Here is a 12833-nt window from a genome sequence, read left to right on the forward strand (position 1 = left end):
GCCGGTGGCCGAGGCTGGGCGGGCGCCGAGCCGTGGCCCCGCCGGCCGCGCCGCCGGCCGACACCTCGCTGGCGCTGGCGCTCGCACTGGCCTTCGGCGGCGGTCTGCTGCTGAACCTGATGCCCTGCGTCTTCCCGGTGCTGTCGCTGAAGGTGCTGGGCTTCGCCGCCCACGCGCACGACCGCGCCAAGCTGCTGGCCGGCGGCCTGGCCTACACCCTGGGTGTCGTCGTGTCCTTCGTCGCGCTGGCCGGCCTGCTGCTGGCGCTGCGCGCCGGCGGCGAGCAGCTCGGCTGGGGCTTCCAGCTGCAGCAGCCGGGTGTCGTCGCGGCGCTGGCCCTGCTGTTCACGCTGATCGGCCTGAACCTGGCCGGTGTCTTCGAGTTCGGCTCCGTGTTGCCGTCGTCGTGGGCGGCGGCGCGCGCGCGCCATCCGCTGGTCGACTCGCTGCTGACCGGCGTGCTGGCCGTCGCCGTCGCCTCGCCGTGCACGGCGCCGTTCATGGGCGCCTCGCTCGGCGTCGCGGTGACGCTGCCGCCGGCGCAGGCGCTGACGGTCTTCGCCGCGCTGGGCCTGGGCATGGCCGCGCCCTATCTGCTGGCCAGCGCCTGGCCGCGGCTGGCCGGCGCGCTGCCGCGCCCGGGGGTCTGGATGGCGCACTTCAAGGTCGTGATGGCCTTCCCGATGTTCGCCACCGTGGTCTGGCTGGTCTGGGTGCTGGGCCAGCAGACGGGCATCGACGGTGCCGCGGCGCTGCTGGCGCTGCTGGTCGCGCTGGCCTTCGCCGCCTGGGCCTTCGGCTCGCGTTCGCTCGGCGTGCGGGCACGCACCGGCTTCGGCCTGCTGGCGCTGGCGCTGTTCGGCGCGACGCTGGCCTGGGCGCTGCCGGCCTGGCGCGAGGCGCCGCCGGCGGCCACCGCTGCCGTCGAAGCCGACTGGCAGCCCTGGAGCGCCGAGCGTGCCGCGCAGGCGCTGGCCGAGGGCAAGCCGGTGTTCGTCGACTTCACCGCCGCCTGGTGCGTGACCTGCCAGGTCAACAAGCGCACGACGCTGGCGCGCGACGAGGTGCTGGCCGAGTTCCGCGCCCGCGGCGTGGTGCTGCTGCGCGCCGACTGGACGCGCCGCGACGCCGCGATCACCGCCGAACTGGCGCGCCTGGGCCGCAGCGGCGTGCCGGTCTACGCGCTGTACACGCCGGGGGGCGGCGCGCCGCGGGTGCTGAGCGAGATCCTCAGCCCGGCCGAGGTGCGCGAGATGCTGGCCGAACTGCCGGCGGTCGGCGCGCCGGCCTGATCAGGGCAGCCGCGTGTAGCGCGCGGCCAGCGCCTCGAACGGCGCCGGATCGAGTTCACGCTCCAGCTCGTCGCCGAGGATCGTGGCCACCACGCCGGCCAGGCGGCCGGCCTCGGCGGCGTCCAGGAACAGCAGCCGCGAGCGCCGCGCCAGCACGTCCTCGACCGTGCGCGCCGCCTCGTGGCGGGCGGCGAAACGCACCATCGCCTCGCTGAGGCCGCCGTCGCCGTCGCGCCAGAGCCAGTGCTCCGCACCCGGCAGCCCACGCAGCGCCGCCGCTTCGCTGCCGTAGAGGTGTTCACCCGGCGGTGCCGTCAGCGAGCGCCCGGGTGCCGCGCCGACGAGCTGCAGCCGTGCCGTCGCGCCGGCCGGCCGGCGCGGCAGCAGGCCTTGCGCCATGCAGCGGTCGAGCACGTCCTCGGCCATCGCGCGGTAGGTCGTCCACTTGCCGCCGGTGACGGTGACCAGGCCGCCGGGCGACACCAGCACCGTGTGCTCGCGCGACAGCGCCTTGGTGTCGCCGGCTTCGCCGTCGTGGCGCACCAGCGGGCGCAGGCCGACCCAGACCGAACGCACGTCCTCGCGCCGCGGCGCCTGCTGCAGATAGCGCGCGCTCTCGCGCAGGATGAAGTCGACCTCGGCCGGGAAGGGCTGCGGCTCGCGCGCCAGGTCCTCGCGCGGCGTGTCGGTCGTGCCGAGGATCAGCTTGCCCAGCCAGGGCACGGCGAAGAGCACGCGCCCGTCGGCGGTCTTGGGCACCAGCAGCGCGTGCGTGCCGGGCAGGAATCGCCTGTCGACGACCAGGTGCACACCCTGGCTCGGCGCGACCAGCGGCTTGCGCGGCGCGGCGCCGGCCTCGCGGTCCAGCTCGCGCAGCGTGTCGACCCAGACGCCGGCGGCGTTGACGACGCAGCGCGCCGACAGCGTCGCCTCGGCGCCGGTCTCGGCGTCGCGCACGACGACGCCTTGCACGCGGCCGTCGCGGCGCTGCAGCGCGACGGCGGCACAGTGGTTCAGCACGACCGCGCCGCGTGCGGCCGCGGTGCGCGCCAGCAGCACGGCGTAGCGGGCGTCGTCGAACTGGCCGTCCCAGTACTTGACGCCGCCCCACAGCCCGCGCGGCTGCACGCCGGGCAGCAGCGTGCGCACCTGCCCGCTGCCCAGCCACTCGGTGGCGCCCAGGCCGCGTTCGCCGGCCAGCGCGTCGTAGAGCTTGAGCCCGGTGCCGTAGAAGCCGCGCTCCCACCAGTGGTAGCCGGGCATCACGAAAGGCAGCGGCTGGGCGATGTGCGGCGCGTTGGACAGCATCGCCGCGCGTTCGTGCAGCGCCTCGCGCACCAGGTTCACGTTGCCCTGCGCGAGGTAGCGCACGCCGCCGTGCACGAGCTTGGTGGCGCGCGACGAAGTGCCCTGGGCGAAGTCGTGCGACTCGACGAGCGCGACCGAGAAGCCGCGCGCCGCGGCGTCCAGCGCCACGCCCAGGCCGGTGGCGCCGCCGCCGACGACGGCCAGGTCCCAGTCGCGTGTTTCGCTCAGGCGCGCCCAGCGGCGCGCGCGATCCTCGTTGGCGGGCTTCACGCGTGCACGAAGTTCACCGGCAAACCGGGCACGTCCACGCGCAGCGCCAGCACGCGGCCGTCCAGCGGGCCGGCGTCGCCCTTGGGCATGGCGCTGGTGACGTACAGCGTGCGGAGGTCGGCACCGCCGAAACACGGCATCGTCGGGCAGCGCACCGGCAGCGCCAGGTCGGCCAGCACGCGGCCGTCGGGCGCGAGACGCAGCAGCCGCGCGCCCTCGTACATCGCCACCCAGTAGCCGCCCTCGACGTCGACCGCGGCGCCGTCGGGCCGGCCGCCGTAGCCGGCCAGCGAGCCGTCGGCGGGCTTCGGCGGGAACTGGTGGAAGACCCGGCGCCGCGACAGCGAGCCGTCGCTGGCGTCGAAGTCGAAGGCCTCGATGCGGTGCGCCTGCGTGTCGCACCAGTACATCGTCGCTCCGTCGGGGCTCCAGGCCAGACCGTTGCTGGTGCTGGCGGTGTCGAGCTGCGGGTCCAGCGCGCCGTCGGCCCAGCGGTACAGCGCGGCGCGCGGCGGCAGCCGCGGCTCGCAGATCGTGCCGACCCAGAAGCGGCCCTGCGGGTCGGCCTTGCCGTCGTTGAAACGCTGCGAGGTGCGGTCGTAGGGCGGCGGCGCCAGGCGCTGCGTCGCGCCGGTGGTCAGGTCCAGGCGGAACAGGCCGTCGCGGCGCGCCAGCATCAGGCCGCCGTCCAGGCGCGGCGCGATGCAGCCGACGTCTTCGGGCTGGTCCCAGCTGTCGTGCGCGCCGTCGCGCGCGCGCCAGCGGTGCACGCGCCGGCCCGGGATGTCGCACCAGTACAGCGCGCCCTGCTCGGGCCACCAGAACGGCGACTCGCCGGTGCCGCAGGGCGCGACGGGCAGCGCGTCGACCTGCATGGCCTCAGACGGGGGCGATGTCCAGCCGCATCCAGGCTTCGGTGCCGGCGCCGGGCGCGACGTCGACCAGGCCGTGGGCCAGCGGGTCGGCCATGTGCACGGCGTTGCTGACGTGGCTCACCGGCTCGACGCAGAAGTAGGGCTTGGTCGGCGGCGTGTAGACCACCAGGCGCGACATCGACGAGGTCAGGCGCAGCGACAGCTTCTCGTCGCGGATGCGCGCCGGCCCGCGCCAGCCGTCGAAGCAGTGGTCGAAGCTCAGGTGGGCGACATCGGCGTCGATGCCCGGCTGCGGCACGGCGCGGGTCGGCAGGCCGCTGGGGTCGCTGTCCCAGCGCTGGGCGACCTCGGCATGCAGCCGGCTGCGCGCGCGCTTCGGGAAGTAAGGGTGCCAGCCCAGGCCGACCGGCTGCGGCTCGGCGCCGGTGTTGCGCAGTTCCAGCGAGACCTTCAGCGCGTCGGGCTCGAGCACGAAACGCTGCCGCACCTCGAAGGCGAACGGCCAGTGCGAGTCGCCGGGGTGCACCAGGCCCAGCGTGGCGCTGGCGGCGTCGGCCTCCAGCACCTCCCAGCCGCGCTGCCAGGCGATGCCGTGCAGCGAGTGCGGGCTGCCGGCCTCGTTCGGCGCGGTCGTGTGGTCGTGGCCGTGCCAGCGCAGGCGGCGGTAGCCCAGGCGGTTGGAGTAGGGCGCCAGCGGGTAGCAGGCGGCGAGGCGCGAACTCGCCAGCTCGGCCGGCTCGGTGCTGCGCAGCACCGGCAGCTCGCCGAGCCAGAGGCCGGCGATAGCGCCGCCGAGGTCGGGGCGAAGGGCCAGGCGCAGCTCGCCGGCGCGCAGTTCGAGGGCGGAAGGGGTCATCGGGTCACCAGCGTGTCAGACCGTCGGCCAGGTCGGCGCGCAGGTAGTGCGCCCCCGGAATCGGGTTGTAGTAGTAGGGCGGGATCTCCTCGAAGCCGAGCGACTCGTAGAGGCCGCGCGCGGCCTCCATGTCGTCCAGCGTGTCGAGCAGCATGTTGGAGTAGCCGGCCTGCACCGCACGTTCGAGCAGCGCCTGCGCGACGATGCGGCCGATGCCGAAGCCGCGGAAGGCGCGCCGCACGTACAGGCGCTTCATCTCGCAGGCGTTGGTGTAGTCGACGTCGGCCAGCGCGCGGAACGCGCCGCAGCCGGCGACCTGGCCGTCGACCAACGCCAGCAGCAGCGCGCCGTCCGGCGCGGCGTAGTCGCCGGGCAGCTGCGCCAGCTCCTCGTCGAAGGACTGGAAACACAGGTCGATGTCCAGGCCCTCGGCGTATTCGCGCAGGATCTCGCGTGCCGCGTCCAGCAGGGTCTCGTCGCCGGCGGCGGGTTCGACGAGCTGGATGTCGGGCGTGTCCACGGCGTCAGTTCAGCGCGCCGAGCGAGACCACCCAGCTGACCAGCGCCCAGGCCGCGGCGCCGAGCACCAGCGCCAGCAGGCGCTGCGACCAGCCGTCGGCGCTGGCCGGCGTGCCGGCGGGCAGCGGCTTGTCGCCGGTGAGCATCGGCAGCACCAGGTTGTGGCCGCGCAGGCGGTGGAACACGATCGAGGCGATGTGCAGGGACACGAGGGCGATGATGATCCACTGTCCCGGCCCCTTGTGCCAGGACGTGGCGTCGAGCGCGGTCTCGCTTTCGACGAAACGCCACAGCGGCCCGGTGTTGGCGATCTCGTCGTCGGCGACGAGGCCGGTGGCGACCTGGATCGACACGATGCCCAGCAGCGCGAAGACCGAGAAGCTGCCCAGCGGGTTGTGGCCGACCTCGATCATCTCCTCGGGCCGCGAGCGGCCCTTCAGGTAGCGCAGGACCGTGCCGGGCGCGTAGATGAAGTTGACGAAGCGCGACCAGCGGCCGCCGACCAGGCCCCAGGCGAGGCGGAAGGCGATCAGCCCGAAGGCGACGTAACCGGCCTTGAAGTGCCACTCCATCGCGTTGCCGCCGATCTTGCCGCTGACGAAGCAGACGACGATCGAGGCGGCCAGCGCCCAGTGGAACAGGCGCGTGGGCAGGTCCCAGATGCGGGTCGGGCGGGGCGAGAGGTCGGGCGCGGCCATGGGGTGCGGGGGCTCCTTCTTCGAGGTGGGAGGTGCAACCATAACCCCATCCCGGGGCGCCGCGGCCGAATGCCGGCGATCCGCGCCGAGTTTGTCGAAACCCGGGGCGGTATCGATCGTGGGGGCTTTAGACTCGCGCCGCCGGGTCTCGTGCCCGAGCGTTCACGCATAACCCCAACGGAGTGCCTGCATGAAAAAGATGTCCCTCGCCGCCGCTGCCGTGGCCGGCCTGGTCACCGCCCTGCCCGCCGCCGCGCAGTTCCAGAAGCCCGGTGACGCGATCGAGTACCGCCAGAGCGCGTTCACGCTGATCGCCAGCCACTTCGGCCGCGTTGCCGCGATGGCCCAGGGCAAGGCGCCGTTCGATGCCAAGGTCGCCGCCGAGAACATCGCGATCGTCTCGACGCTGGCCAAGCTGCCGCTGACGGCCTTCGGCCCGGGCACCGACAAGGGCCATGGCACCGAAGCCAAGGCCGCTGTCTGGAGCGACGCCGCCGGCTTCAAGGCCGCCGCCGACAAGTACGTCGCCGCCGTCGAGAAGCTCGACGCGGCCGGCAAGACCGGTGACTTCGCCCAGATCAAGGCCGCGGTCGGCGAGACCGGCGGCTCGTGCAAGGGCTGCCACGACAAGTTCAAGGAAAAGTGATCGCCGCGGCGCTGCGGCGCCGCTGATCCCACGCCCGTCGGCGAAGCGAGGTTCCGGCCCGCTTCGCCGATTTCGTTTCAGGTGTCCGCGAAGCCGAGCACGACGCGCCGCGTCTTGGCTGATTTCTTCTCGATCTTGGTCACGACGACGGCGCCGATCTCGGCCGTGTTGGCGACGTGCGTGCCGCCGCAGGGCTGCAGGTCCAGGCCCTCGATCTCGACCAGGCGCACGCGGCCCTGGCCGCGCGGCGGCTGCACGCTCATGCTGCGCACGAGTTGCGGGTTGGCGTCGAGCTCGTCCTCCGAGATCCAGCGGGTGTGCACCGGCCGCGCCTCGGCGACCAGGCGCGCCAGGCCGGCGCCGAGCAGGTCCTTGTCCAGCGGCTCGGTCATGTGGAAGTCGAGCCGCGCGTAGCCGGCGGTGATCGAGCAGCCGTCCACCGGCTGCGGCACCAGCGCACACAGCAGATGCGTCGCGCTGTGGAACCGCCGGTGCGCCTGGCGGCGCGCGACGTCGATCGCCGCGCGCACGGCGGTGCCCGGCGCCAGCCACGACAGGTCGGCGCCTTCGGCCGCGCGGTGCACGACGACGCCCGGGTGCTCGGGGTGTTTGCGTGTGTCGGCGATGGCGACGCGGCGGCCGTCGGTGGCGAGCAGCTCGCCGGCATCGCCGGCCTGGCCGCCGCCTTGCGGGTAGAACACCGTGCGGTCGAGCACGATGCCGCCGTCGGTCTCGACGGCCAGCACCGTCGCGTCGCATTCGGCCAGCGTCGCGTCGTCGCGGAACAGTTCTTCGGTGGGTTGCATGCGGTCCCTTCAGAGCGTGACGCGGCCTTCGATGCAGGGCGTGACCTCGCCGCCGATCCAGACCGTGTCGCCGTCGGATTCGACGTGCACCCGCCCGGCGCGCCCCAGCGCCGTGCCCTGCGCGGCGACATAACGCCCGGGCAGCACGCCGCTGCCGATCAGCCACAGCGCCAGCCCGGCGTTCAGGCTGCCGGTCACCGGGTCTTCGGCGACACCGATGCCGGGCACGAAGGCGCGCACCTCGGCGGCGGTCTCGCCGTCGTCGTCGACGGCGACGACGCCGAGCTTCAGCCGCCCCATCGCCGCCATGTCGGGCTTCAGCGCCAGCACCTGGGCGCGTGTGCGCAGCCGGATCGCCAGCCACTCGGGGCCGTTGACCACCCACTGGTGGCCGACGACGTCCTCCGGCGCCACGCCCAGCGCGTGCACGGCCTGCGCCAGCGTCGGCGCGTCGGCCGGGCCGCTGCGCAGCAGCGGTGGTGCCGCGAACGCCAGCCGGCCGCCGGCCTGGCGCAGCCGCACGAGGCCGATGCCGCACTGCTGGACGACGAACCCGGCTTCACGCGGCGTGCCGCCGGCGGCACGCCAGGCCCAGGCGCTGCCCAGCGTCGGATGGCCGGCGAACGGCAGCTCGCCGCCGGGCGTGAAGATGCGCACCCGGTAGTCGGCGCCCGGCTCGGTGGGCGGCAGCAGGAAGGTCGTTTCGGACAGGTTGGTCCAGCGCGCGAACGCGGCCATCTGCGTGTCGTCCAGCCCGTCGGCGTCGTGCACGACGGCCAGCGGGTTGCCCTGGGTCGCCTCGGCGGCGAAGACGTCGACCTGGTGGAAGCGGCGTGTGGTCATTTCGCCGCCTCCTTCAGCACCTCGCCGAGCAGCGCGATGCCGCGTTCGATCTGCTCCGGCGACACGGTGACGAAACTCAGCCGCAGCGTGTTGGTGTGGCCGCCGTCGGCGAAGAACGGCGCGCCCGGCACGTAGGCGACGCCGGCGGCCACCGCGGCCGGCAGCAGCGCCGTCGCGTCCAGGCCGGCCGGCAGCTCGACCCAGAAGAACATGCCGCCGTTGGGCACCTGCCAGCGGCAGCCGGCGGGCAGGTGTGTTTCCAGCGCGGCGCGCATCGCGTCGCGGTGCGCGGCGTAACGCGCGCGGATCGTCGGCACGTGCTGGTCCAGGAAGCCGTCCTTCACGACCTCGTGCACGATGCGCTGGTTGAAACCCGGCGTGTGGAGGTCGGCGGCCTGCTTGGCCTGCAGCAGCTTGGGGAAGAGCGCGCGCGGCGCCAGCATCCAGCCCAGCCGCAGGCCCGGCGCCAGCACCTTGGAGAACGAGCCCAGGTAGAGCGCGTTGTCGCCGGCGTGTGCCGACACCGGCGCCGGCGGCGCTTCGTCGTACCAGAGGTCGCCGTAGGGGTTGTCCTCGACGATCGGCAGGCCGGCAGCCGCCGCCGCGGCGGCCAGCGCACGCCGGCGCTCGTCGCTCAGGCAGCGGCCGCTCGGGTTCTGGAAGTTGGGCAGCAGATAGATGAAACGGGCGCCGGCAACGGCCGCCAGACCTTCCGGGCGCGGGCCCTGATCGTCACCGTCGACGGCGACGAACTCGGGCTCGTAGGCGTTGAAGGCCTGCAGCGCGCCGAGGTAGGTGGGCGACTCGACGGCGACGCGGCTGCCCGGGTCGATCATCACCTTGCCGACCAGGTCCAGCCCCTGCTGCGAGCCGGTGGTGACGAGGATGCGCGCCGGATCGGCGTCCAGGCCCTGCGCCGCCAGGCGCGTGGCGATCCATTCGCGCAGCGGACCGTAGCCTTCGCTGGCGGCGTACTGCAGCGCTTCGCGGCCGCTGTCGCGCAAGACGCGGGCGGTGGCCTCGGCCATCGCCTCGACCGGGAAACCGTCGGCCGCCGGCAGGCCGCCCGCCAGCGAGACGATGCCCGGCTTCTCGGTCAGCTTCAGGATCTCGCGGATCGTCGAAGGATTCAGCCGCTCGGCGCGGCGGGCCATCTGCCAGCTCATCGGATCATTGCTCCAGGTTCGGGATCGGGTTCGGCCGGCGGCCATGCCGGCGACGGCGCGCGGGGCGCGGCCGCGGGTGCCGCCGAGAAGCGGCGCCCCAGCGCCACCAGGCCCACCGCCGCGGCGGCGAAGCCGACGGTGGCCGCATCCAGGGTCTCGCCCAGCAGCGGCACGGCGGCCAGCAGGGCGACGAAAGGCTGCAGCAGCTGCACCTGGCTGACACGCAGCACGCCGCCCAGGGCCAGGCCACGGTACCACGCGAAAAAGCCCAGCCACATCGAGAACAGCGCGACGTAGCCCAGCGCCGCCCAGGCGCCGGCGCGCACCGGCGCGGCCGGCCACTGCAGCAGCGCGGCCGGCAGTGTCAGCGGCAGCATGAACAGCAGCGCCCAGCAGACGGTCTGCGCCGGCGGGATCTCCAGCGAGACCCGTGCGCCGGCGACGTAGCTCGCCGCAGCGCTGAACAAGGCCAGCAGCAGCAGCCCGTCGGCGGCCTGCACGCGGCCGTGGCCGCTCCAGGCGGCAAAGCCCAGCACCAGCGCGCAGCCGGCCACGGCGCAAGCCCAGAAGCCCGCCGATGCCCGCTGGCGCAGCCAGATCGCGGCGACGACGGCGGTGGCCAGCGGCAGCACGCCGCTGATGACGGCGGCGTGCATCGCGTCGACCTGGCGCAGCGCCAGCGCGCTGAACAGCGGGAACCCGACCACCGAGCCGGCGGCGCAGACCGCCAGCGCCGGCCACAGCGAGCGCCGCGGCGGCCGGGCGCGCACCGCCAGCAGATAGGCCGCGCTGCACAGCCCGGCGATCGCCGCGCGTGCGGCGGTGACGAAACCCGGCGGCAGCTGCGGGTCGGACGCGTCGCCGACCGCCAGCCGCGTCACCGGCAGCGTCATGCCGAAGACGACGACGGCGAGCAGACCCAGCCACAGGCCGCGGCGGGCGTCTCGGGCAGGGGGCGGCATCGTCATGGCCGCAGTCTAGGGTCGACAAGCAGCACAGTGTCAGTACACTTTCCCGGTACACAACCACGATCTGTATCGATGTCGCCACCGATACAGCCACCGACGGCGATGGACGAGACCCCCGTGCTGGCGCGCGCCGCCGGCGAGACGCTGGCCGAACAACTGGCCGCCCGTTTCACCGAGCGCATCACCCAGCGCCTGCTGGCGCCGGGCGCACGCCTGCCGTCGGTGCGCGACTGCGCGCGCCGGCACCGTGTCAGCGCCAGCACCGTCGTCGGCGCCTACGAGCGGTTGCAGGCGCGCGGCCTGGTCGAGGCCCGGCCGCAGCGTGGTTTTTTCGTGCGCGAGACGCAGCCGGCGCGCGCGCTGCCCGCGTCGCGCGCCGCGGCGCCGATGCCGCTGCCGGTGGACGCCACGGCGCTGATCCGCAGCATGTTCCAGGCGCAGTCGGGCCGGCCGGCGCCCGGCATGGGCACGCTGCCGCAGGAGTGGCTGGACGGCGAACTGCTGCAGCGTGCGCTGCGCCGCCTGGGCGGCGGCGACACCGGCGCCTGGCTGCGCTACGGCGAGCCGGCCGGCGACGCCGCGCTGCGCGAGGCGCTGGCGCAGCGCCTGGCCGACCTGGGCATCGCCGCGTCGCCGGCGCAGATCATGACCTCGATCGGCGCGACGCACGGGCTGGACATCGTCTCGCGCACGCTGCTGCGCCCGGGCGACGCGGTGCTGGTCGACGAGCCCGGCTGGTCGGTCGAGTTCGCGCGCCTGACGGCCGCCGGCATGCGCCTGCTGCCGGTGCCGCGTGCTGCCGACGGCCCCGACCTGGCGGCGATGGAGGCGCTGGCGCGCGAGCACCGGCCGCGGCTGTACGTCACCGTCTCGGTGCTGCACAACCCGACCGGCACCTCGCTGACCGCGGCCGCCGCGCACCAGGTGCTGCGCCTGGCCGAGGCCCACGACTTCGTCGTCGTCGAGGACGACACCTACGCCTGGCTGGCACCGGCCCACGCGCCGCGCCTGGCGCAGCTCGACGGTCTGCGGCGCACGGTCTACGTCTCGGGTTTCTCGAAGATCCTGACGCCGCAGTGGCGCGTCGGTTTCGTCGCCGCGGCGCCGGCGCTGGTCGAACGGTTCATCGACACCAAGCTGCTCGGCTCGCTGGGCACGCCGGGGCCGCTGGAACACGCGCTGGCCTGGTGCCTGTCGCAGGGCCTGCTGCGCCGCCATGCCGAGCGCATCACCACGCGGCTGGAGGTCGCGCGCAACCGGGTCGTGGCGCTGGCCGAGGCGGCGGGCTGCCGTTTCGTCACGCCGCCGCAGGGCCTGTTCGGCTGGATCGACGTCGGCGCCGACACCGAGCGAGTGGCTCAGAACTTGCTCGACGAAGGCTGGCTGACGGCGCCGGGCGTGCTCTTCCATCCGACGCGGCGGCCGACGACGCTGATGCGGGTGAACTTCGCCACCTCGTCGGAGCCGGGCTTCTGGCAGCGCCTGCAGCAGCTGTCGCGTGCCGGCTGATGGGCGTTCCACTTGTCACCGGGCGTCCGTACCATCGGTCCCACGGCTTCCGAGTGAGGCGGGCATGAGCGGCATGTTCGAGTCCACGCTGCCGGCAGGTGTCCCCGACCTGCTGAGCGTCAGCGCGTTCCGACGTTACCTCGACGAGATCTCCCGGCGCCCCGACGTCGACGCCGGGGCCAGCCGGCTGTCCGGGCTGAACCCGTCGCTGCTGCAGGACCTGCTGCGTTTCGATGCCCACGACGCCGACGGGCTGGAGGTGCTCGAGGTGCTGGCCGCCTGCGTGCGCCACGGCCGCGCGCTGCTGCTGCACCTGCAGGACGGGCAGCGTGTCGTGCCGCTGACGGTGTTCCCGGCGCAGCGCCTGGTGCACACCCCGGTGGCGCCGGCCGAGCTGCTGGCCGGCGACCCGACCGCGCTGCGTGTGCTGCACGTCGAGCCGGCGCTGCTGCGCCCGCCTGGCGACCCCGACCGGGCGCGTGTCGGCGAGGCCGAATGCCACGCGCCGCTGGGTCCGCTGCTGTGGGAACTGGCCTTGCACGGCGCGCGCGAGGAGCTGCTGCCCGAGATCGCCGGCCCCGCGGCCTACCGTCTGGCGCCGGGCGCGGACCTGTCGGCGCTGAAGATGGCCGGCACCCAGGCCGCAGCGGTGCACCGGCTGCGGCGATCGGCGAGCTTGCTGCGCGAGATCGCCGAATGGCCGGGTTTCGACCGCGGCCGCGCGATGCGCCTGCTCAACGGCCTGTACCTGCAAGCCGGGCTGATCGTCTCGCGCACCCATCCGGCCGCCGGCGGCGACGGCTGGTTCTGAGTCTGCTGCTCAGCCCTCGCGCGTGCAATCGCGCTCGGGCCCTCGGCAGGCGCACGACGCCTTCCGGCGTCCTGCGTCCAGCCTCAGCCACCGAACGAGGCCAGCGTCTCCCAGCGCTCCAGCGCCGCCATCAGCTCGGTCTCGATCTCGTCGTGGCGGGCCTGCAGCCCGGCGACGGCCTGCGGCTCCTTGACGTAGAGCTCGCTGCTGGCCAGGCGCTCGGCGATCTGCTTCTGCTCGGCCTCCAGCGCCTCGATGCGTGCGGG

14 protein-coding genes are annotated in these 12833 nt (G+C 74.2%); 4 read left to right on the forward strand and 10 right to left on the reverse strand.

Translation table 11 applies throughout. The features are described from left to right. A partial coding sequence (locus RBXJA2T_RS10855; RefSeq protein WP_138938847.1) for a protein-disulfide reductase DsbD family protein occupies positions 1–1292 on the forward strand: 1292 nt, incomplete at its 5' end. Here RBXJA2T_RS10855 and RBXJA2T_RS10860 read toward each other — a convergent pair. Genes RBXJA2T_RS10860 through RBXJA2T_RS10880 form a run of 5 tightly spaced genes read right to left on the reverse strand, consistent with a single transcriptional unit; the run spans position 1293 to position 5818 of the window. Beyond that, positions 1293–2870: a glycerol-3-phosphate dehydrogenase/oxidase gene (locus tag RBXJA2T_RS10860; RefSeq protein WP_009857417.1), complete on the reverse strand. Its 1578-nt coding sequence runs from the start codon at positions 2868–2870 to the stop codon at positions 1293–1295. It abuts the gene before it with no gap. Next, a complete protein-coding gene (locus RBXJA2T_RS10865; RefSeq protein ID WP_009857418.1) occupies positions 2867–3745 on the reverse strand; it encodes an SMP-30/gluconolactonase/LRE family protein in 879 nt (292 codons plus the stop codon). The genes RBXJA2T_RS10860 and RBXJA2T_RS10865 overlap by 4 nt, the downstream gene beginning before the upstream one ends. A 4-nt stretch (positions 3746–3749) precedes the next feature. Continuing rightward, complete coding sequence (locus RBXJA2T_RS10870) at positions 3750–4601, reverse strand: aldose 1-epimerase (RefSeq protein WP_009857419.1); 852 nt, start codon at positions 4599–4601, stop codon at positions 3750–3752. A gap of 4 nt (positions 4602–4605) precedes the next feature. After that, positions 4606–5121, reverse strand: coding sequence for a GNAT family N-acetyltransferase (locus RBXJA2T_RS10875; protein WP_009857420.1), 516 nt, complete (start codon positions 5119–5121; stop codon positions 4606–4608). A gap of 4 nt (positions 5122–5125) precedes the next feature. Next, positions 5126–5818 (reverse strand): cytochrome b/b6 domain-containing protein, encoded by a 693-nt coding sequence (locus RBXJA2T_RS10880; protein ID WP_009857421.1) that lies wholly within the window; start codon positions 5816–5818, stop codon positions 5126–5128. A gap of 190 nt (positions 5819–6008) precedes the next feature. Between RBXJA2T_RS10880 and RBXJA2T_RS10885 the strand changes: the two genes are divergently transcribed. Then, entirely contained in the window at positions 6009–6464 is a 456-nt protein-coding gene (locus tag RBXJA2T_RS10885) for a c-type cytochrome (RefSeq protein ID WP_029718433.1), read from the forward strand. Positions 6465–6541: 77 nt separating this feature from the next. Here the strand turns inward: RBXJA2T_RS10885 and RBXJA2T_RS10890 are convergent, their stop codons facing one another. Genes RBXJA2T_RS10890 through RBXJA2T_RS10905 form a run of 4 tightly spaced genes read right to left on the reverse strand, consistent with a single transcriptional unit; the run spans position 6542 to position 10247 of the window. Then, the gene (locus tag RBXJA2T_RS10890) at positions 6542–7270 is read right to left on the reverse strand and encodes an alanyl-tRNA editing protein (protein WP_009857423.1); all 729 of its coding nucleotides are present in this window, start codon (positions 7268–7270) and stop codon (positions 6542–6544) included. Between the two features lie 9 nt (positions 7271–7279). Continuing rightward, entirely contained in the window at positions 7280–8113 is an 834-nt protein-coding gene (locus RBXJA2T_RS10895) for a PhzF family protein (protein WP_009857424.1), read from the reverse strand. Continuing rightward, positions 8110–9279 carry an aminotransferase-like domain-containing protein gene (locus RBXJA2T_RS10900; RefSeq protein WP_009857425.1) on the reverse strand — a complete coding sequence of 390 codons (1170 nt, stop codon included), beginning with the start codon at positions 9277–9279 and terminating at the stop codon, positions 8110–8112. Before RBXJA2T_RS10900 ends, RBXJA2T_RS10895 begins: the two co-directional genes overlap by 4 nt. Then, the gene (locus RBXJA2T_RS10905) at positions 9276–10247 is read right to left on the reverse strand and encodes a DMT family transporter (RefSeq protein WP_009857426.1); all 972 of its coding nucleotides are present in this window, start codon (positions 10245–10247) and stop codon (positions 9276–9278) included. The genes RBXJA2T_RS10900 and RBXJA2T_RS10905 overlap by 4 nt, the downstream gene beginning before the upstream one ends. Before the next feature lie 102 nt (positions 10248–10349). Between RBXJA2T_RS10905 and RBXJA2T_RS10910 the strand changes: the two genes are divergently transcribed. Both RBXJA2T_RS10910 and RBXJA2T_RS10915 read left to right on the forward strand, forming a co-directional pair. After that, a complete protein-coding gene (locus RBXJA2T_RS10910) occupies positions 10350–11756 on the forward strand; it encodes an aminotransferase-like domain-containing protein (RefSeq protein WP_009857427.1) in 1407 nt (468 codons plus the stop codon). Between the two features lie 64 nt (positions 11757–11820). Next, complete coding sequence (locus tag RBXJA2T_RS10915) at positions 11821–12567, forward strand: hypothetical protein (protein ID WP_230247267.1); 747 nt, start codon at positions 11821–11823, stop codon at positions 12565–12567. Between the two features lie 83 nt (positions 12568–12650). Here the strand turns inward: RBXJA2T_RS10915 and RBXJA2T_RS10920 are convergent. Next, a partial coding sequence (locus tag RBXJA2T_RS10920; protein ID WP_009857429.1) for an ABC transporter C-terminal domain-containing protein occupies positions 12651–12833 on the reverse strand: 183 nt, incomplete at its 5' end.

It is taken from the genome of Rubrivivax benzoatilyticus JA2 = ATCC BAA-35, assembly GCF_000190375.1.
GTDB lineage: Bacteria > Pseudomonadota > Gammaproteobacteria > Burkholderiales > Burkholderiaceae_C > Rubrivivax > Rubrivivax benzoatilyticus.

Bases quoted from the DNA above. Each gene is read 5' to 3' on its own strand.
- RBXJA2T_RS10865 (WP_009857418.1), bottom strand. From the start codon at position 3,745: ATGCAGGTCGACGCGCTGCCCGTCGCGCCCTGCGGCACCGGCGAGTCG.
- RBXJA2T_RS10870 (WP_009857419.1), bottom strand. From the start codon at position 4,601: ATGACCCCTTCCGCCCTCGAACTGCGCGCCGGCGAGCTGCGCCTGGCC.
- RBXJA2T_RS10880 (WP_009857421.1), bottom strand. From the start codon at position 5,818: ATGGCCGCGCCCGACCTCTCGCCCCGCCCGACCCGCATCTGGGACCTG.
- RBXJA2T_RS10885 (WP_029718433.1), top strand. From the start codon at position 6,009: ATGAAAAAGATGTCCCTCGCCGCCGCTGCCGTGGCCGGCCTGGTCACC.
- RBXJA2T_RS10890 (WP_009857423.1), bottom strand. From the start codon at position 7,270: ATGCAACCCACCGAAGAACTGTTCCGCGACGACGCGACGCTGGCCGAA.
- RBXJA2T_RS10895 (WP_009857424.1), bottom strand. From the start codon at position 8,113: ATGACCACACGCCGCTTCCACCAGGTCGACGTCTTCGCCGCCGAGGCG.
- RBXJA2T_RS10900 (WP_009857425.1), bottom strand. From the start codon at position 9,279: ATGAGCTGGCAGATGGCCCGCCGCGCCGAGCGGCTGAATCCTTCGACG.
- RBXJA2T_RS10905 (WP_009857426.1), bottom strand. From the start codon at position 10,247: ATGACGATGCCGCCCCCTGCCCGAGACGCCCGCCGCGGCCTGTGGCTG.
- RBXJA2T_RS10910 (WP_009857427.1), top strand. From the start codon at position 10,350: ATGGACGAGACCCCCGTGCTGGCGCGCGCCGCCGGCGAGACGCTGGCC.
- RBXJA2T_RS10915 (WP_230247267.1), top strand. From the start codon at position 11,821: ATGAGCGGCATGTTCGAGTCCACGCTGCCGGCAGGTGTCCCCGACCTG.